The sequence below is a fragment of the [Ruminococcus] lactaris ATCC 29176 genome, from assembly GCF_025152405.1.
Lineage (GTDB): Bacteria > Bacillota > Clostridia > Lachnospirales > Lachnospiraceae > Mediterraneibacter > Mediterraneibacter lactaris.
Window position 1 is genome coordinate 1,156,766 of record NZ_CP102292.1, and the last position, 17,299, is coordinate 1,174,064.

Below are 17,299 nucleotides of genomic sequence, written 5' to 3' on the forward strand. Positions count from 1 at the left end.
TTAGTATGGACAGGCTGGTGACGATAAAAAGCAATCGATACGGGATGGAACTCCGCATGAACCCGGATGTTCCTTTTGAGGAGATACAGAAGGCGGTAGTCGAAAAATTCACAGATGCGGCAGGATTTTTTAAAAATGCCCGGATGGCGATCAGCTTTACGGGAAGGACTCTGACTGCCACTGAGGAAGAAATACTGATCCAGACGATTACGGAGACGACCGGCGTGGAGCTTCTCTGCATTATCGATCAGGATGAAAAGAAAGAACTGATGTACAGAAGCATAGTAGAACAGACGCTTTCCAATATACAGAAGCGGGAAGGTCAGTTCTATAAAGGGACGCTCAGAAAGCGTCAGGTACTGGAAAGTGAATCAAGTATCGTGATCCTGGGAGATGTAGAACCCGGAGCAAAAGTGGTCTCAAAGGGAAATATAGTCATTGTCGGAGATCTTTACGGATCTGTACACGCAGGAGCGTATGACAACAGAGATGCTTATATCGTCGCATTGTCCATGCAGCCGAAAAGACTTTGTATTGGAGATATTGAAGCAAAACGCCAGTTGATCTCGCAGGAAAGTCTGAACGTGAGAGGACCGAAGATTGCTGTAGTAGACGGGGGACGCATTTACTTAGATCCATTGACAGATTAAATGCTCATACAAAGAGGCAGGAGGAATATACAGCATGAGTGAAGTAATTGTTATTACATCAGGAAAAGGTGGAGTCGGCAAGACAACGACAACAGCTAATATTGGAATCGGACTGGCAAAACTGGGAAAGAAGGTGCTTGTGATCGATACGGATCTGGGACTTCGTAATCTGGATGTCGTTCTGGGACTGGAGAATCGCATTGTCTATAATCTGGTGGATGTGATCGAGGGAAAATGCAGACCCAAGCAGGCCATCATCAAGGATAAACGTTTTCAGGATCTGTATCTGCTGCCATCTGCACAGACAAAAGATAAATCCAGTGTATCACCGGAGCAGATGAAGAAGCTGACGGAAGATCTGAGAGAAGACTATGATTTTGTACTTCTGGACTGCCCGGCAGGGATTGAACAGGGGTTTCAGAATGCCATTGCAGGAGCTGATAAAGCAATCGTTGTGACAACACCGGAAGTATCCTCCATCCGCGATGCAGACAGGATCATCGGGCTGCTGGAGGCCTCCGGTATCCGGGATAACCAGCTTGTGATTAACAGACTGCGTGTGGACATGGTCAAAAAAGGAGATATGATGTCAGTGGAGGATGTGACGGAGATCCTTGCGATTGATCTTTTAGGAGTCATTCCGGATGACGAATCCGTGGTGATTGCAACCAATCAGGGAGAACCGGTCGTAGGCGAGGAAAGTCCGGCAGGAAAAGGATATGAGAATATCTGCCGCCGTCTGACAGGAGAGGAGATTCCGGTGACGGATTTTTCACGGCATAGCGGAATCAGAAAAAAACTTTCGGGTTTATTTCATCGCAGGTAGGAGGGGAATCATATGAGTGTACCTTCTGTTGCCATTGCAAAAGACAGACTGAAAAATCTGTTGATGTCAGACAGGATTCAATGTACACAGGATATGACGGAAAGGCTTTCAAAGGATCTGTATCAGGTAATCGCCAAGTATATGGAGCTTGATCCGGAGAAAGTGACGATAGAGATTACAAGGAACGATATACATATAAAATATACAGGAGAAAATCATTGAAAAAGCTATTTTCCAATATGAAACAACGTTACAGTTTAAGAGATTACAAATTCAGCCTGGTCGTGCTGGTGCTTGCTATTTCTGTGATCGGAATCTTTATGGTCAGAAGTGCAAGACCGGAGTATATGACGCGGCAGATCCTTGGAGTGGTTCTTGGAGTGGCGGTCATGGTCGTCATTTCCCTGATTGATTATAACTGGGTTCTGAATTTTTACTGGCTGCTTTATGGAATCAATCTGATTCTGCTGATCGCCGTCCTGCTGGTAGGAACATCTTCCCATGGAGCAACCCGCTGGCTGGATCTTGGATTCGTGCAGTTTCAGCCTTCGGATCTTGCAAAAATTCTGACAATTTTGTTCTTTGCAAGATTTTTAATGGACAGGGAAGAGAGTATTAAAAGTCCGAAGACGATCCTGCAGGCAGTGGTATTGATTCTGCCAACACTGGCATTGATCGTAATGCAGCCGAACCTTTCAACTACGATCTGTGTTGCAGCTTTATTCTGTGCATTGCTTTATATTGCAGGACTGAGTTATAAAATTGTCGGACCGGCACTGCTGATTCTGATCCCGGCAGTTATCATTTTTCTGACGATTGCAGTACAGCCGAATCAGCCATTGCTGAAAGATTACCAACAGAAACGTATTCTTGCGTGGCTGGAACCTGAAAAGTATACAGATGAGGATTCCTATCAGCAGCTTAATTCAGTGAAAGCAATCGGATCAGGGCAGCTTTTGGGAAAAGGATACGATAATGATGAAGCTACTTCCGTTAAAAATGGAAACTTTGTATCAGAGCCTCAGACAGATTTTATTTTTGCAATTATTGGTGAAGAATTAGGATTTGTGGGTTGTTGTGTCGTTATATTTTTGTTATTATTGATAGTGATAGATTGTATTCTGATCGGACTAAAGGCGAAGGATACCGGAGGACGGATCATCTGTGGAGGCGTGGCATCACTGGTGGGGATTCAGACATTTATCAATATCAGTGTTACGACGATGATCTTTCCGAATACAGGACTTTCCCTTCCTTTTGTAAGTTATGGCCTGACCTCAATTGTATGCTTTTATATGGGGATAGGGTTCGTACTGAATGTAGGGTTACAACCTAATAAATATCAGTAAAGAGAGGTTGACATTTATGAACATAGGACTGGTAGCACATGATGCAAAGAAGAAACTGATGCAGAATTTCTGTATCGCATATAGAGGAATCCTGAGTAAGCATAATCTTTATGCAACGGAGACGACAGGGATTCTGGTAGAGAATGTGACGAATTTAAGTATTCATAAGTATCTTCCGGGACATCTTGGAGGAAAGCAGCAGCTCGGTTCCCAGATTGAACATAATCAGATGGATCTGTTGATTTTTTTCCGTGATCCTCTGACGCCACATTCTCATGAACCGGATGTCAATGATATTGTAAAGTTATGCGATATTTATAATATTCCGATCGCAACGAACATTGCGACAGCAGAGGCTCTGATCCTTGCACTTGACCGTGGAGACTTAGACTGGCGGGAGATGTATAAATAATTATGAGCAGAAGACGTAGAAGACGAAGAAAAAGAAGGAATCCGGCCGGCAGACTGATCGCACTGGTTCTGACGCTTGTTGTGGCAGGAGGTGCTGCGGCAGGTGGAATATGGTATTATGCGGAACATAGCGGCAATCCTCTGACAGAGTATGCAGATGAAAAGTATAATGCAGACTTATATCGGGCAGAACCATTTTCAGAAACTCTGTGTGTAAGTGCGGAAAATGTTGCACTGGATGGGTTTACAGATGAACCTTCCCTGCATGCGGCAGGACTTTTTAATCTGAATGAGCGGTCTGTTGAATATGGATACAGATTATACGATAAGCTTTATCCTGCAAGCACAACAAAGCTTATGACAGCATATCTTGCCCTGAAGTATGGAAAGCTGGAAGATATGGTGACGGTAACAGACAGCGTGACGGGATTTGCAATAGATGAGGTGGTCTGCGGACTGTATCCGGGCGGACAGGTGAAGCTTTATGATCTGCTGTGCGGTCTGCTCCTGAAATCGGGGAATGACTGTGGTGTTGCGATCGCAGAGTATATCTCGGGAAGTGTTGAAGCTTTTGCAGAATTGATGAATGAAGAGGCAAAGGAACTGGGAGCGACCGGAACGCATTTTGTGAATCCACATGGATTGCATGAGGATGATCATTATACAACGGCATATGATCTGTATCTGATTTTTAATGCATGTATTCAGAATGATACATTTAAGGAGATTATTTCGATGTCATCCTATACAATGAGTATTGGGGATGCAGCGGGAAATACACATAGTCTGGAAGTCCTTCCGACAAATTATTATTCTCTTGGAAAGACTGAGGCACCGGAGGGAATCAAAGTTTTTGGTGGTAAGACGGGAACGACGGACCAGGCGGGATGCTGTGTTATTCTGTATAGTGAAGATATGGAGGCACATCCTTATATTTCTGTGATTATGGGAGCAGAAGATAAGGCATTCCTTTATCAGGAAATGAACAGGCTCTTAGAAGCAGAAAAAGCACTTTCTGAATGATATCATTCAGAAAGTGTCTTTTTTAGATTGTATGAAAATTTACGCAATCTTTTGAAATCCTGCGTTATTCTGACATAGAACCGATACGTCCAAATAAGCTGATCAGATATAATCCGCACAGACCGACGATCGTATATATGATTCTGGAGAGCCAGCTCATATTACCGAACAGGAAAGCAACAAGATCAAACCGGAAGATGCCGATCAGGAGCCAGTTCACTGCACCGATGATTACCAGCGTCAGTGAAGTATTATCAAACCACTTCATGTATTTTCCTCCTTTACCTATCAATACTTTTATTATTACCGCAAATACTGGAATTATACATAAAATAATGGTATACTGTTTTAGTTATGAAAATAGTACGGAGAGAAAGGAGCTATTTTGGCTGCAAAAAAAAGCGAATCTGTTAATATCAGAAAATATAAAGGAAAAAGAGAACTTAATATAGGAATCTTTCTTTTTGTTATTGTATTATTTTATCTGATCGTAACGCTTGTTCTGTATTTGTCCGAAGATACACCTTCTGTATATGAAGTGAGGGAAGGAAGTATTGTGAAAGATACATCTTATACCGGACTGATCATCCGGGATGAGCAGGATATAAAATCAGAAGGCTCAGGATATATTTATTATTATTTTAATGATAATTCAAAAATAAAGGCAGGGGCAAATGTATATGCGTTGGTACCGTCCAGGCTGGAGACCGGATCTTCCGACAGTGCGAAAGCTTCAACATCGGTGAACTCGGAAGTGCAGACCTCGATCACGCACAGGATCGAAAATTTTAATGACAGTTTTACCGAGATGGACTTTTCTACCGTTTATTCTCTGAAGGATGAGATTAATACATATCTGCAGAGCAATGTCAGTGAAACGAAGATGCAGCAACTTGATACAGTGATCGCTGCAAGCGGGCAGAGCGTATCGTCCTATCCTTCTTCAGCAGATGGAATTATGACTTTCAGTACGGATGGAATGGAAGAACTGACAAAAGATACATTTACTGCGGAAGATTTTGACCGGACCGAGTATTCTCAAAAGGAGCTGACAGATCAGGTTAAAGTAAAAAAAGGAGATTCGATCTACCGACTGATCACCAGTGAGAACTGGTCTGTGATCGTTCCGTTAGAAGAGGAAACTGCGAAGAAGATCCAGGATGAGGAAATTACGAGTATCCAGGTGAGGATCGATAAGGACAGCCAGAAGATGGTGGCGGATCTTTCTGTGATTGAAAAAGACGGTGCTTATTATGGCTGCCTGGATTTTGATAATTCCATGATCCGGTATGCGGATGAGAGGTATCTGAATATTGAACTGATCTTTGAAGATGAAAGTGGGCTGAAAATTCCAAAGTCAGCAGTTGTGGAAAAGCCTTATTATGAGATCCCATCCACATGCATTACGACCGGTGCGAACAGCACATCAGCAGGGGTGATCGTTGTAGATAAGAATGGAAATGGAAAGTTTACGATCCTGGAAAATTATTATCTGGATGAGGACAAAGGGACGGCATACATTTCACAGGAAGAATTTCCACAGGGAACGGTTCTGATCCAGCCGGATTCAGAGGAACGTCTGACTTTGACGGAAACGACAGGAATAAAAGGAGTTTACAATGTAAATAAAGGATATGCTGTATTTAAAAGAGTGACGATCCTCTGTGAAAGCGATGAATACTATATCGTAAAAGAAAGTGAAAAAGGCGGTTTATCCAATTATGACCATATCATTCAGAACGGGACAAGTGTTCATTCTGAAGAAGTGGTATTTCAATAAGAAAATCAATTTCCTACAGGAGGAGTCATTATGTTAAAAGACCAGTTGCAAGAAGTGGAAAAAAGGATTCAGGCAGCCTGCGACAGAGCAGGAAGAAAAAGAGAAGAGGTAACGCTGATCGCAGTGAGTAAGACGAAGCCCGTTGAGACGCTGCAGGAGGCATATGATCTTGGTGTACGGATTTTTGGCGAGAATAAAGTACAGGAACTGACAGCGAAATACGAGGCACTTCCAAAGGATATCCACTGGCATATGATCGGGCATCTGCAGACTAATAAAGTAAAATATATCATTGATAAAGCAGAGCTGATCCATTCCGTTGATTCACTGAAGCTTGCAGAGACGATTGAAAAGGAAGCTGCGAAGCATGATCTGATTGCTGACATTTTGGTGGAGGTCAATGTAGCGGAAGAGGAAAGTAAATTCGGAATGAAAATGGAAGAAGTGATTCCGTTTGTGGAAAAAGTGTCCGCATTTCCTCATGTACGGGTAAGAGGTCTGATGACGATTGCTCCATTTGTAGAAGACCCAGAGGAAAATCGCAGTATTTTTGCAGATTTACATAAATTATATATTGACATTAAGAAGAAAAACCATGATAATGATACTGTGAGTGTACTTTCAATGGGGATGACCAATGATTATGAAGTCGCAATAGAAGAGGGAGCGACGATGGTACGTGTGGGTACAGGAATCTTTGGTGCCAGAAATTATGCGGTTTAACCGGTTTCTGAGTAAGAAAGTACAAAATAAAAGGATGTTCCACAGTGAGGGAGCATGAGATAAGGAGTGTAAAAATGGGCGTATTTGATAAATTCTTAGACATCATGAAGTTAAATGAGGACGATTATGATGATCAATATGATGAGTATGATGAAGGTGGATTCTACGACGATGATGAGTATGAAGAAAAGCCACGTCATAGTTTCTTTGGAAAGAAAAATAATAGCAGCAAGGAAGACAGCTATAAAGATTTTGATGTAGAGGAAGAAAAGGAATTTCAGCCTGCAAAGAGTAAGGTTACGCAGATGCGTACACCTGCGAGACATAGCAGCAGCGGTAATATGGAGGTCTGTGTAGTGAAGCCGGGATCAGTGGATGATTCCCGAGAGATCACGGAGACTCTGCTTGGCGGTCGTACCGTAATCCTGAATCTGGAAGGCATGGATCTGGATGTTGCCCAGAGAATTATTGATTTTATTTCCGGTGCTACTTTTGCAATTAATGGAAATCTTCAGAAAATTTCTAACTATATTTTCCTTGTTACACCGACGAACGTTGATATTTCCGGTGATCTTCAGGATCTTCTTGGAGGATCTATGGAGACAGCAAGTGTCCGTGGAAGATACTAGGATCCGTTATGGCGAAGAATTATAGTAATGGTAATAGTGAGAAGGAAGTTCATCTCTTAGAGAGGAGACTGATTGATCTGTCCAGAGTGGCTTATCAGCGGGACATTATTACATTTACAGATTTCCTGAACCTGAACGAACAGAATATATTACATACATTGCCGAAGGATAGCCTGTATACAGGTTATATCCTTTTTGGCGGGTATGCATCAGCAGAGCGTCAGATGGCGGCATTCATCCCTGAGGCTCTTTCTTTACGTTACGGGAAGAAGAATCTTCTGCCGGAGGAACTCGGATACCCGTTTCAGGCAGTGGAGATCTGTCCGAGGAACATCCGGTTTGCAGAGGATCTTACGCATAGGGATTTTCTTGGAGCAATCTTAAATCTGGGGATTGAAAGGAGCAGGACCGGTGATATTCTGCTGGAAGAACATCGGGCGTATCTTTTTGCACAGACAGAAATTGCAGAGCTGGTCAGCCGGGAACTGTCGAATGTGCGGCATACACCGGTGAAATGCCGTCTGACAGAACTCGAGGGAGTTGAATATGTTCCCCGCACAGAGGCGGTCAGAGGCACAGTTTCTTCAGTGCGGCTGGACAGTCTGCTCCCGTTGGCATTTTCGTCCTCAAGAAGCCGGTTGTCAGGCCTGATTGAGGGAGCAAAGGTATTTGTAAATGGGAAACTGATCACCAGTAATGGCTATCAGGTAAAAGAAAATGATCTGATTTCTGTTCGTGGAATGGGAAAATTCCGGTATATCGGCACAGGCGGGAAGACGAAGAAGAACCGTCTGAGTGTGGAGATTGAAAGATATATCTGAGCAATGAAATAAGGAGTGAATACGAAATGAAATCGTATAATAAAAAAATAAGTTGTCTGCTGGGGCTGGTTGGTTTCGTCCTGGCCCTGGCACTGGATCAGGTTACGAAATATTTAGCGGTAATGGATTTAAGGGAAAATGGTCCGGTGATCCTGATTAAAAATGTATTTCAACTGCAATATTTAGAAAACCGGGGAGCAGCTTTCGGGATCATGCAGAACCGGCAGTTCTTTTTTGTAGTGATCGCTGCTCTGATCCTGGGGATCATAGGATATCTGTATTCAAGAATGCCGTATACATCACACTATCGTATGCTGCGAATCTGTGCGGTGTTGATCGCATCCGGTGCAGTGGGAAATATGATTGACCGGATCCGGCTGAATTATGTAGTAGATTTCTTTTATTTCAGTCTGATCGATTTTCCGGTGTTCAATGTGGCAGACTGTTATGTGGTAATTGCCTGTATCTGGTTTGCGTGTCTGATCCTTTTTTACTATAAGGATGAATCAGACTTTGATTTTCTGAAAGCTTCAAAAAGAAAAGGAAATAAATAATATGGAACAGATGAGTCTCATATCTAAAAAAAAAGGGGAAAGAATCGACAAGTTTCTCGGAGAGAATCTGGACGATCTTTCCCGTTCTTATATTCAGAAACTTTTAAAGGACGGTCTGATCCTTGTGAATGGGAAAAAGGTGAAAGCAAATTATAAGCTGAATGAGGGGGATCAGATTGATGTGGAAGTGCCGGATCCGGAACCGCTGGATATTGCAGCAGAAAATATTCCGCTGGATATTCTGTATGAAGATGAAGATATTTTGATCGTGAATAAACCCAAGGGGATGGTCGTACACCCGTCTCCCGGACACCCGGATCATACGCTGGTCAATGCGATCCTGTATCATTGCGGAGAACATTTGTCCGGGATTAACGGTGTGATCCGTCCGGGGATCGTACATCGGATCGATATGAATACAACAGGATCACTTCTGATCTGTAAGAATGACCATGCACATCAGATCCTTGCGGAACAGTTAAAAGAACATTCGATCACCCGAAGATACCATGCAATCGTTCATGGCTCTTTAAAGGCTGATACAGGCACTGTAAATGCTTCAATAGGCAGACATCCGACCGACCGTAAAAAAATGAGTACAAAGGCTCTTAACGGCCGTCATGCAGTAACGCATTATAGAGTGCTGGAACGTCTGGGAAATTATACATATATCGAGTGTGAACTTGAGACAGGAAGAACGCATCAGATCCGGGTGCATATGGCAAGTATCGGACATCCGATCCTGGGGGATGATGTGTATGGTCCGGCAAAATGTCCGTTTCATTTGGAGGGGCAGACGCTGCATGCAAAGATCCTGGGGATCACGCATCCTGCTACCGGAGAGTATATGGAATTTGATGCTCCGCTCCCGGAGTACTTTATGAAGCTTTTAAGTACACTGCGGCAAAAGAAGTAAGAAAAGTGAAAATATGGATTGTATTATCAGAATAATTTGTATATAATAGTCATATGTAAAGGGAGTTCACAATTCCCTTTTATGCAAATTACATATATTGATGTTGCTTATTATAAATAATGGCTGGATGAATATGAATGGCTAGAAGGAGCGTGGACGATTATGAAGACAAATACGATCATTACCATAGGAAGGCAATATGGAAGTGCCGGAAGGGAGATTGGTTCTAAGGTTGCTGAGGCATTTGGAATCAAGCTTTATGATAAAGAGATGCTGGCACGTGCGGCAAAGGAAAGCGGAATCTGCGAGGAAATTTTTGAGACCCATGATGAGAAACCGACGAACAGTTTTCTGTATTCTCTGGTGATGGATACATATTCCATGGGGTATTCAGGAAGTACGTATACAGATATGCCAATCAACCATAAAGTATTTCTGGCACAGTTTGATGCAATCAAGAAGATTGCAGACGAAGGTCCGTGTATTCTTGTGGGACGCTGTGCAGATTATGCTTTGGAGTCTTATCCAAATGTAGTCAGCGTATTTATCCATGCTGATCTGGATGCAAGGATCAGAAGAATTGCAAGACTGTATAATCTGACGGATGCAAAAGCCAAAGATACGATCGTGAAGGCAGATAAAAAGCGTGCAAGTTATTATAATTATTATACAAATAAAAAATGGTCAGATTCTGCCAGTTATGAGCTTTGCCTGAACAGTTCAGAACTGGGGATCGAAGGAACTGCAAAAGCGATCGAGCAGTATGTTCAATTAAAAGAAAGTATTCAGAACGAGCAGCGTACGATTTAATTCAAGATCAGAAAAAGGAACGGAAAAGAAAAAGGACAGACCGGAAGGAATGATGAGTTCCCACTCTGTCCTTTTTTATCCAGAAGAATCCTTTTATACTTCCCTTAATTTTACTGCACCGGCAGCTCTGCGGCGGCGGTTTTCATCAATGGCAGCGTAATGCTTTTTCGTTGTATTTACGTCTTTATGGCCAAGAACATCTGCTACAAGGTAAATATCACCGGTTTCTTTATAGAGAGCAGTACCGTAGGTGCTTCGCAGTTTATGTGGTGTGATCTTTTTGTTCGGAGTGACTTCACGGGCATATTTTTTAACCATATTCTCGACTGCCTGGACACCCATACGTTTTCGTTGAGTGGAGAGAAAAAGTGCATTTTCATGACCACTTAACGGGACAGTACTTTTCCTGGTTGTATACAGATAAGTTTTAAGTGCATGTTCAACTTCTTCACCAAAATAGACGACCATTTCATTCCCGCCTTTCCGGGTTACTTTTATTCCATTATTTTTAAAATCAACATCCTGAACATCCAGACCGACACACTCCGATACACGGATTCCGGTTCCGAGAAGAAGAGTAAGAATCGCAAGATCCCGATTTTTTGTCTTCTCATAATAGGCAAGCCGCTGTCCGGTGAGATTCTCCCCACCATGCTCTACATAGTCAAGAAGCATGGCGATTTCGTCCGTATCAAGACGTATGATCGCTTTTTCATGCAGTTTTGGCATATCAACCAGTAAGGTAGGATTTTTTGAAATGATCTGACGCTTAAAATAATATCCGTAGAAGCTGCGGAGTGCAGACATTTTACGGGAAAGTCCTTTTTCAGTATTTGTGATCTGACGATCTTCTTCATTCTTATAGACTTTCAGATATTCCTGATATTCTTCAATATCAACAGGATCAAGCCGTTCAAGATCCTGAACTGTAAACTGGTCGATTGTATAATTTTTATAATGTGGGTTCACTTCCATAAGAAAATGAAAGAAAACCCGGATGTCATAGGCATAAGAAATTCTTGTGCGTGCAGAGGTTGTCGGCTCAACGGCACGAAAATAATCTTTTGTAAATGCAGGAAGTGTCTTCAGAATTTCCCGAAGACGTAAAGTCTGATCGATATAAGCCTGTTCGTGATAAGTCTTTGAAGGGGATGCGTCAAAAACCTCGGACGAATCAGGGGAGCTGATTTTTTTTTCGTTAGCTGAAGATGATTGATTCATAAGAAAAACCTCCTTAAGTCATGTATTTTTAAGTGCTCTGATATTCTGATATGCGGGTCAAAAGGTCTTTCACCCACCTATGAGCAAGCTCATGTGGGCTTAGACCTTTTGACCCTGGCATCATATAAATTATAGCATATACAGTCAGAATTTACCACATCTTTTGGAAAAATCGGTATTTGTCGTATAGATTGGCTTCTGTAAATAGAACCCGGAGAATGTTCTCCTGCCGTTGTATTCTTACTATCATTTAAGATGGAACATTGGAATATCACGCAGGATAAGGGATGCTTCTCCGGGTTCAGGGAGTGTATATATATCAATACATAGGGTGTATATTGATACCTTGGTTATCAATTATAAGCAATTATAAGATTCTGACCGGCTTCCAGCTGATCTGAATCAAGGGAATTGATCTCTTTCAGAACTTTTACATATTCTGGTACGGAGCTGTATTCGGAAGTCATTGTCTCTTCAGCAATGTTCCAAAGTGTATCTCCCGGCTGGATCTCAATACTTGTATAATAGACAGATCCTGTCTGGGAATGCGTGCTGTCAGCTGATACAGGAAATACATTCAGCATAATGCAGACAATCACTGCAATCAGTCCGCTGGCTGAAAAGAAAATAAACTGTCTGTGATGCTTCTTTTTTGCTCTTTTTCTCATAAGTAAATCCCCCTTTAGAATATTGAGAACGTATGTTCATCTTGCTTATGTATGTATTATACTGCCCGAACAGATGTTTGTCAACAAGAAAAGGATAAAAAATCGAACATATTTTCGCAACAAATGTTTGCTTTTAAAACAATGATATGGTACTATAAGGTATAAGATTTTATGTATACGGAGGCGTATTGGATATGGCAAAAGGTAATATCAGTAAAAAGCAGGAAGAGATTCTGCAATATATAAAAGATCAGATTCTGCAGAGAGGATTCCCACCGGCTGTCCGGGAGATCTGTGAGGCAGTACATCTGAAGTCTACCTCTTCTGTCCACTCCCACCTTGAGACACTGGAGAAGAACGGATATATCCGGAGAGATCCTACAAAGCCAAGAGCGATCGAGATCCTGGATGATGATTTCAATCTGCTTCGCAGAGAGATGGTTCAGGTTCCTATCGTGGGACGTGTGGCGGCAGGAGAACCGATTCTGGCACAGCAGAACATCGAAGATTATTTTCCGTTCCCTGCAGAGTATGTATCAAACAAGCAGCTCTTTCTTTTAAAGGTTCAAGGGGAAAGCATGGTGAATGCAGGAATCCTGAATGGAGATTATGTCCTGGTTGAAGAGGCAAAGACCGCAGAGAATGGAGAGAAAGTTGTAGCGATGATCGAGGATGGAGCTACAGTGAAGACTTTTTACAGAGAAGAAGGTGTGATCCGTCTTCAGCCGGAGAATGATTTTATGGATCCGATCATTGTGCAGGATGTGGTGATTCTGGGACGTGTTATTGGAGTTATGAGATTTTTTAAATAGAAAAAGAAGCTGGCAGATACCAGCTTCTTTTTCTATTGTATAGAAGTACTACTCTTCTATTTCCATTTTCAGAAAAGGTTTTGATTTCAGATTTATATAATTTATAATTCTTCTGCAGGAATTTCTTTTCCATCCTTCCAGATTCTTTCGAGATTATAGAAGAGACGGTTTTCTCTATCGAATACGTGGATGATCACATCGCCGAAATCCATCAGAACCCATTTTCCGGAAGCCTGTCCTTCTCTTTCTTTCAGAGGATAACCGGCTTTGTGAAGCTGCTCTTCCACATTTTCTACAAGTGCATTTACCTGGCTGTCACTGTTACCATGAGCGATAAGAAAGTAATCTGCAAGAACAGAAATACCGGAAATATCGATTACCTTGATATCTTCTCCCTTTTTTTCACTCAGAGCCTCGTATGCAATACGTGCCATTTCTTTTGCCTGATTCATATTATTCTCCTTTTTACAATAGAAAGATGTCGGGGTCAAAAGCCCCCGACTTTGATGCCTACGGATTGCTCCGTGCTAGCATCATAGAAATTATAAGTTTCAATACTCATTGGATCAACCGGCTTGCCGGTTTCACGAAGATACTCTACCGTATTTTTGGAACAGAGGCAGATAGCATCGTCAATCGACTGGAATGCAAGCTTTCTTACTTCCGGTAATCCGGGAATGAGTTTCCGGTTTGGTTCGATATAGTCAGCGATATAAATGATCTTTTCTAAAAGTGTCATGTCAGGACGTCCGGTGGTATGCCATCGGATCGCATCAAGGACACTCTGATCGGTGATTCCGTACTCATGTTCTGCAAGATAAACTCCAAGCTTTGCATGAACCAGTGCAGGCATCTGTTCTTCCGCATCAGAAAGAGCAATATTCTTCTTCCTGCAAAGCTGGATCTGTTCTTCCGCAGAGCAGTATTTTCCGCAGTCATGGAGCAGTCCGGCTGTCAGGGCAGCCTGGATTTCTTCCCCGTAGTTCATGGCAAGAGCTGCCGCGGTATACATGACACCGATAGTATGTTCATAACGGTCTTTTTTCAGCCGCCTGGAAAGTAATTTTTTTATCTCTCTGAGTTGTTCTGTCATTTATCTGTCTTCCTCCCTGTAGAGCTTTTGCTCCCGAATATAATCTGCAACATTGTCAGGAACCATAAAACGGACGGTAAGACCATCAGAAGCCCTTTTTCGGATTGTAGTTGAGGAAACCTCTACCAGTGGGGCACGAAGCAGTTCGATATTTGCTCCATAAGTCTGTTTCAGATACAGGATCTGTCCACGCATGGCAGAAATGTCCTTGTCATCCCGCATTGCTGCAAGGATCGTACAGGTTGTAAAAATCTCCCTGAAAAACCGCCACTCTTCAATGGAAAATAAGGAGTCAGCTCCAAGGATGAAATAAAAATCTACATCCGGGTACAGGCGGTTAAATTCCTTCATAGTCTGATACGTGTAAGAATGTTTTGTAGTATCAGCTTCTGAAAGATCAAGCTTAAAGTAGGGAATATGTTCGATCGCAAGACGAACCATTTCCACACGGTTTCTCAAAGCCTGCTCAGAATCTTTGGTTTCTTTATGCGGTGGATTTCCATTTGGAACGAACCAGATTTCGTCCAGTCCGAAATCTTCGTATGCAAATTCACCAAGAAGGAGGTGACCGATATGGATCGGATCGAACGTCCCTCCCATAATTCCAACTTTCATAAGCAACTCCTTATGGAAGGATTATTTTTTTCTTATCATCCTTACCTTCTCTGTAAAGTACAATTTTCTTTCCGATTACCTGAACTATTTCAGATCTGGTTCTCTGAGCCAGAGTTTCAGCCAGTTCTCTCGGATCGTCCATGCAGTTGTTCAGGACACTGATCTTGATCAGCTCGCGGGCATCCAGTGCCTCAGATACAGCCTGCGTAAGTCCGGGGTTCATACTTGCCTTTCCAATCTGGAAAATCGGATCCATTGTCATGGCAAGCCCTTTTAAATAGGCTCTCTGCTTTGTTGTCATAATCTTCTCTCCTAATCTTCAAAATCATTCAGAATCCGCTTTCTGTGCGGATTCTTATTTATAGTAATCAAACTGTAATCCGTACATACGGACTGTATCGCCTTCCTGGATGCCTGCATTTTCAAGATCCTCAAGGATGCCGGAATCTTTCAGGAATTTCTGGAAGAAAGCAAATCCTTTTTCAGAATCGAGGTTGGTATAGCCAAGCATCTTTTCAATCTTAGGACCTTCTACGACATACATTCCGTCGACCTGTTCTACCGTATATGGAAGATCCTCATAGATCAGTTCATCATCCGGGAAGTATTCCTGCTCAAAAATGACAGGTGCTGTATCCATCTGTTCCAACTGGCTGCTCACATAGTAAAGAAGTTCGGAAATTCCCTTGCCTGTTGCACCTGAAATAGGAAATACACGGATTCCCTTTGGCTCAAATTCATCTTTCAGACGCTGTACCGGATCGGACTCCGGTTCATAGATCAGATCGGTCTTATTTGCCGCAATCACCTGCGGACGCTGAGCAATTTCAGGATTATAGGCAGCAAGTTCGGCATTGATTTTGTAAATGTCATCGACAGGATCTCTTCCCTCTGTTCCAGCAGCATCAACGACGTGGATCATCAGCTTAGTACGTTCTACATGACGTAAAAATTCATGTCCCAGTCCGACTCCTTCAGAAGCACCTTCGATCAGTCCGGGGATATCGGCCATGACAAATCCCTTGGCACCGTCCAGGTCAACAACGCCCAAATTAGGATTGAGAGTTGTAAAATGATAATTGGCAATCTTCGGTTCCGCATTTGTTACGCGGGATAAGAGGGTGGATTTCCCTACGTTCGGGAATCCGATCAGTCCTACATCAGCAATGACTTTCAGCTCCATATATACTTCCAGTTCGCGAGCCGGCTGTCCAGGCTGGGCATATTTCGGAACCTGCATGGTAGAGGTCGCAAAATGCTGATTCCCAAGTCCGCCCTTACCACCTTTGAGAACGATCTGGCGACGGTTGTCTCCCGACATGTCGGCAATGACTTTTCCTGAAACAGCTTCTTTGATCACGGTACCTTCGGGTACACGCAGGACAAGGTCTTTCCCGTCTTTGCCGTGGCATCTGCGTTTACCGCCCTGTTCTCCGTCTCCGGCGGCATATTTTCTTTTGTGACGGTAATCTACAAGTGTGTTGAGACCTTCATCCACTTCAAAGATCAGATCTCCGCCCTTGCCGCCGTCTCCGCCGTCGGGACCACCGTTGGGAACATAAAGCTCTCTTCGGAAGCTGCAATGCCCATCTCCGCCCTTACCGGAGCGGATGAATATCTTAGCTCTGTCTGCAAACATATTTTGTCTCCTTTAATTTATAAAATAATGATAAGTTGATAAAAAGCCCCAGACTGAAATAAGTCTGAGGCTTCTGTTGTTGCCATTTGTGCGAGTGAAAAGATTCCGTCGGAACTTTCCAGTCAACGCCGATTACTCAGCTACTGGATAGATAGAAACCTGTTTCTTATCTCTTCCTTTTCTTTCAAATCTTACAACACCGTCTACAAGTGCAAACAGAGTATCGTCTCCACCACGTCCTACATTAAGACCCGGGTGAATCTTTGTTCCACGCTGTCTGTAAAGAATGTTACCAGCCTTTACAAACTGACCGTCAGCTCTCTTCGCTCCCAGTCTCTTTGATTCAGAGTCACGACCGTTCTTTGTAGAACCAACTCCTTTTTTATGAGCAAAAAACTGAAGATTCATTTTCATCATGGTAATTACACCTCCTTGAAAATTATGTCGATATATTGTTCGTATTCATTGCTGTCTTCTATCTCTTCCAGACCAAGAATCATGGAATCCAGCAATAATGCGGCATCATGGGAAGGCTTTCCGTTAAAACGGAAGGAAATACTTCCGGTATCCTCGTCAGATACACAGCTTGTCTCATCGTCCGTGAATCTCTCAATGGAGTTCAGTGCATTGATGACAAGGGCGGAGCAGGCAGCACACAAAATATCCTGTCCCTGCTCACCGTATCCGGCATGGTCTTCTGTATCAAATCCCACATATTCGTGCCGTTCGGTCTTATAAATGGTTACCTTAATCATCGGA

24 protein-coding genes are annotated in these 17,299 nt (G+C 42.8%); 14 read left to right on the forward strand and 10 right to left on the reverse strand.

The genetic code is table 11. The features are described from left to right. Positions 1 to 5 precede the first annotated feature (5 nt). From NQ541_RS05360 to NQ541_RS05385, 6 genes are read left to right on the forward strand one after another with little or no spacing between them, the layout of a single operon-like run. Entirely contained in the window at positions 6 to 650 is a 645-nt protein-coding gene (locus NQ541_RS05360; protein ID WP_005610069.1) for a septum site-determining protein MinC, read from the forward strand. 34 nt (positions 651 to 684) lie between these two features. Next, positions 685 to 1,476, forward strand: a complete 792-nt coding sequence (minD, locus tag NQ541_RS05365; protein WP_005610067.1) for a septum site-determining protein MinD — start codon at positions 685 to 687, stop codon at positions 1,474 to 1,476. 12 nt (positions 1,477 to 1,488) lie between these two features. Continuing rightward, a complete protein-coding gene (locus NQ541_RS05370) occupies positions 1,489 to 1,698 on the forward strand; it encodes a cell division topological specificity factor MinE (RefSeq protein WP_005610066.1) in 210 nt (69 codons plus the stop codon). Positions 1,699 to 1,715: 17 nt separating this feature from the next. Continuing rightward, entirely contained in the window at positions 1,716 to 2,825 is a 1,110-nt protein-coding gene (locus tag NQ541_RS05375) for an FtsW/RodA/SpoVE family cell cycle protein (protein ID WP_005610064.1), read from the forward strand. 16 nt (positions 2,826 to 2,841) lie between these two features. Further along, on the forward strand, positions 2,842 to 3,237 hold the full coding sequence (locus NQ541_RS05380) for a methylglyoxal synthase (protein ID WP_005610063.1): 396 nt from the start codon (positions 2,842 to 2,844) through the stop codon (positions 3,235 to 3,237). 2 nt (positions 3,238 to 3,239) lie between these two features. After that, positions 3,240 to 4,259 (forward strand): D-alanyl-D-alanine carboxypeptidase family protein, encoded by a 1,020-nt coding sequence (locus NQ541_RS05385; RefSeq protein WP_005610062.1) that lies wholly within the window; start codon positions 3,240 to 3,242, stop codon positions 4,257 to 4,259. Positions 4,260 to 4,323: 64 nt separating this feature from the next. Here the strand turns inward: NQ541_RS05385 and NQ541_RS05390 are convergent, their stop codons facing one another. Beyond that, on the reverse strand, positions 4,324 to 4,527 hold the full coding sequence (locus tag NQ541_RS05390) for a DUF378 domain-containing protein (protein ID WP_005610061.1): 204 nt from the start codon (positions 4,525 to 4,527) through the stop codon (positions 4,324 to 4,326). 117 nt (positions 4,528 to 4,644) lie between these two features. Here NQ541_RS05390 and NQ541_RS05395 point away from each other — a divergent pair, with 117 nt between their 5' ends. From NQ541_RS05395 to NQ541_RS05425, 7 genes are all read left to right on the forward strand, one after another. After that, positions 4,645 to 6,039 (forward strand): biotin/lipoyl attachment domain-containing protein, encoded by a 1,395-nt coding sequence (locus tag NQ541_RS05395; protein WP_005610060.1) that lies wholly within the window; start codon positions 4,645 to 4,647, stop codon positions 6,037 to 6,039. A gap of 30 nt (positions 6,040 to 6,069) precedes the next feature. After that, entirely contained in the window at positions 6,070 to 6,762 is a 693-nt protein-coding gene (locus NQ541_RS05400) for a YggS family pyridoxal phosphate-dependent enzyme (RefSeq protein WP_005610058.1), read from the forward strand. A 74-nt stretch (positions 6,763 to 6,836) separates the two neighbouring features. Continuing rightward, entirely contained in the window at positions 6,837 to 7,391 is a 555-nt protein-coding gene (locus NQ541_RS05405) for a cell division protein SepF (RefSeq protein ID WP_005610057.1), read from the forward strand. A gap of 8 nt (positions 7,392 to 7,399) precedes the next feature. Then, complete coding sequence (locus tag NQ541_RS05410; protein WP_005610054.1) at positions 7,400 to 8,212, forward strand: YlmH/Sll1252 family protein; 813 nt, start codon at positions 7,400 to 7,402, stop codon at positions 8,210 to 8,212. Positions 8,213 to 8,238: 26 nt separating this feature from the next. Continuing rightward, entirely contained in the window at positions 8,239 to 8,766 is a 528-nt protein-coding gene (gene lspA, locus NQ541_RS05415) for a signal peptidase II (RefSeq protein ID WP_005610052.1), read from the forward strand. 1 nt (position 8,767) lies between these two features. Beyond that, positions 8,768 to 9,682: an RluA family pseudouridine synthase gene (locus NQ541_RS05420; protein WP_005610050.1), complete on the forward strand. Its 915-nt coding sequence runs from the start codon at positions 8,768 to 8,770 to the stop codon at positions 9,680 to 9,682. A gap of 162 nt (positions 9,683 to 9,844) precedes the next feature. Next, complete coding sequence (locus tag NQ541_RS05425) at positions 9,845 to 10,492, forward strand: cytidylate kinase-like family protein (RefSeq protein ID WP_005610048.1); 648 nt, start codon at positions 9,845 to 9,847, stop codon at positions 10,490 to 10,492. 93 nt (positions 10,493 to 10,585) lie between these two features. On the opposite strand, the gene NQ541_RS05430 is transcribed toward NQ541_RS05425, so the two are convergent. Then, positions 10,586 to 11,713, reverse strand: a complete 1,128-nt coding sequence (locus tag NQ541_RS05430; protein WP_005610047.1) for a tyrosine-type recombinase/integrase — start codon at positions 11,711 to 11,713, stop codon at positions 10,586 to 10,588. A gap of 353 nt (positions 11,714 to 12,066) precedes the next feature. Further along, positions 12,067 to 12,381, reverse strand: coding sequence for a LysM peptidoglycan-binding domain-containing protein (locus NQ541_RS05435; protein ID WP_005610046.1), 315 nt, complete (start codon positions 12,379 to 12,381; stop codon positions 12,067 to 12,069). Between the two features lie 194 nt (positions 12,382 to 12,575). Here NQ541_RS05435 and lexA point away from each other — a divergent pair, with 194 nt between their 5' ends. Further along, a complete protein-coding gene (gene lexA / locus NQ541_RS05440; protein WP_005610045.1) occupies positions 12,576 to 13,193 on the forward strand; it encodes a transcriptional repressor LexA in 618 nt (205 codons plus the stop codon). A gap of 101 nt (positions 13,194 to 13,294) precedes the next feature. Here lexA and rsfS read toward each other — a convergent pair whose 3' ends face one another. The 7 genes from rsfS to NQ541_RS05475 form a co-directional block, all read right to left on the reverse strand. After that, positions 13,295 to 13,645, reverse strand: coding sequence for a ribosome silencing factor (gene rsfS, locus NQ541_RS05445; protein ID WP_005610044.1), 351 nt, complete (start codon positions 13,643 to 13,645; stop codon positions 13,295 to 13,297). Between the two features lie 35 nt (positions 13,646 to 13,680). Continuing rightward, positions 13,681 to 14,286: a bis(5'-nucleosyl)-tetraphosphatase (symmetrical) YqeK gene (gene yqeK, locus NQ541_RS05450; RefSeq protein ID WP_005610043.1), complete on the reverse strand. Its 606-nt coding sequence runs from the start codon at positions 14,284 to 14,286 to the stop codon at positions 13,681 to 13,683. Then, a complete protein-coding gene (gene nadD / locus NQ541_RS05455; protein WP_005610042.1) occupies positions 14,287 to 14,901 on the reverse strand; it encodes a nicotinate-nucleotide adenylyltransferase in 615 nt (204 codons plus the stop codon). A 10-nt stretch (positions 14,902 to 14,911) separates the two neighbouring features. Continuing rightward, the gene (gene yhbY, locus NQ541_RS05460; protein WP_005610041.1) at positions 14,912 to 15,202 is read right to left on the reverse strand and encodes a ribosome assembly RNA-binding protein YhbY; all 291 of its coding nucleotides are present in this window, start codon (positions 15,200 to 15,202) and stop codon (positions 14,912 to 14,914) included. 54 nt (positions 15,203 to 15,256) lie between these two features. After that, positions 15,257 to 16,540, reverse strand: a complete 1,284-nt coding sequence (gene obgE, locus NQ541_RS05465) for a GTPase ObgE (protein ID WP_005610040.1) — start codon at positions 16,538 to 16,540, stop codon at positions 15,257 to 15,259. Between the two features lie 132 nt (positions 16,541 to 16,672). Beyond that, positions 16,673 to 16,957 (reverse strand): 50S ribosomal protein L27, encoded by a 285-nt coding sequence (gene rpmA, locus NQ541_RS05470; protein WP_005610039.1) that lies wholly within the window; start codon positions 16,955 to 16,957, stop codon positions 16,673 to 16,675. Between the two features lie 5 nt (positions 16,958 to 16,962). Next, positions 16,963 to 17,295 (reverse strand): ribosomal-processing cysteine protease Prp, encoded by a 333-nt coding sequence (locus NQ541_RS05475; RefSeq protein ID WP_005610038.1) that lies wholly within the window; start codon positions 17,293 to 17,295, stop codon positions 16,963 to 16,965. Positions 17,296 to 17,299: the final 4 nt, after the last annotated feature.

Coding starts and splice junctions, on each gene's coding strand:
- NQ541_RS05375 (WP_005610064.1), top strand. CDS start 1,716: ATGAAACAACGTTACAGTTTAAGAGATTACAAATTCAGCCTGGTCGTG.
- rsfS (WP_005610044.1), bottom strand. CDS start 13,645: ATGAATCAGGCAAAAGAAATGGCACGTATTGCATACGAGGCTCTGAGT.
- minD (WP_005610067.1), top strand. CDS start 685: ATGAGTGAAGTAATTGTTATTACATCAGGAAAAGGTGGAGTCGGCAAG.
- NQ541_RS05405 (WP_005610057.1), top strand. CDS start 6,837: ATGGGCGTATTTGATAAATTCTTAGACATCATGAAGTTAAATGAGGAC.
- NQ541_RS05385 (WP_005610062.1), top strand. CDS start 3,240: ATGAGCAGAAGACGTAGAAGACGAAGAAAAAGAAGGAATCCGGCCGGC.
- NQ541_RS05360 (WP_005610069.1), top strand. CDS start 6: ATGGACAGGCTGGTGACGATAAAAAGCAATCGATACGGGATGGAACTC.
- lexA (WP_005610045.1), top strand. CDS start 12,576: ATGGCAAAAGGTAATATCAGTAAAAAGCAGGAAGAGATTCTGCAATAT.
- nadD (WP_005610042.1), bottom strand. CDS start 14,901: ATGAAAGTTGGAATTATGGGAGGGACGTTCGATCCGATCCATATCGGT.
- NQ541_RS05430 (WP_005610047.1), bottom strand. CDS start 11,713: ATGAATCAATCATCTTCAGCTAACGAAAAAAAAATCAGCTCCCCTGAT.
- rpmA (WP_005610039.1), bottom strand. CDS start 16,957: ATGATGAAAATGAATCTTCAGTTTTTTGCTCATAAAAAAGGAGTTGGT.
- NQ541_RS05410 (WP_005610054.1), top strand. CDS start 7,400: ATGGCGAAGAATTATAGTAATGGTAATAGTGAGAAGGAAGTTCATCTC.
- NQ541_RS05420 (WP_005610050.1), top strand. CDS start 8,768: ATGGAACAGATGAGTCTCATATCTAAAAAAAAAGGGGAAAGAATCGAC.
- NQ541_RS05435 (WP_005610046.1), bottom strand. CDS start 12,381: ATGAGAAAAAGAGCAAAAAAGAAGCATCACAGACAGTTTATTTTCTTT.
- NQ541_RS05370 (WP_005610066.1), top strand. CDS start 1,489: ATGAGTGTACCTTCTGTTGCCATTGCAAAAGACAGACTGAAAAATCTG.
- NQ541_RS05425 (WP_005610048.1), top strand. CDS start 9,845: ATGAAGACAAATACGATCATTACCATAGGAAGGCAATATGGAAGTGCC.
- yqeK (WP_005610043.1), bottom strand. CDS start 14,286: ATGACAGAACAACTCAGAGAGATAAAAAAATTACTTTCCAGGCGGCTG.
- NQ541_RS05380 (WP_005610063.1), top strand. CDS start 2,842: ATGAACATAGGACTGGTAGCACATGATGCAAAGAAGAAACTGATGCAG.
- NQ541_RS05390 (WP_005610061.1), bottom strand. CDS start 4,527: ATGAAGTGGTTTGATAATACTTCACTGACGCTGGTAATCATCGGTGCA.
- obgE (WP_005610040.1), bottom strand. CDS start 16,540: ATGTTTGCAGACAGAGCTAAGATATTCATCCGCTCCGGTAAGGGCGGA.
- NQ541_RS05475 (WP_005610038.1), bottom strand. CDS start 17,295: ATGATTAAGGTAACCATTTATAAGACCGAACGGCACGAATATGTGGGA.
- lspA (WP_005610052.1), top strand. CDS start 8,239: ATGAAATCGTATAATAAAAAAATAAGTTGTCTGCTGGGGCTGGTTGGT.
- NQ541_RS05400 (WP_005610058.1), top strand. CDS start 6,070: ATGTTAAAAGACCAGTTGCAAGAAGTGGAAAAAAGGATTCAGGCAGCC.
- yhbY (WP_005610041.1), bottom strand. CDS start 15,202: ATGACAACAAAGCAGAGAGCCTATTTAAAAGGGCTTGCCATGACAATG.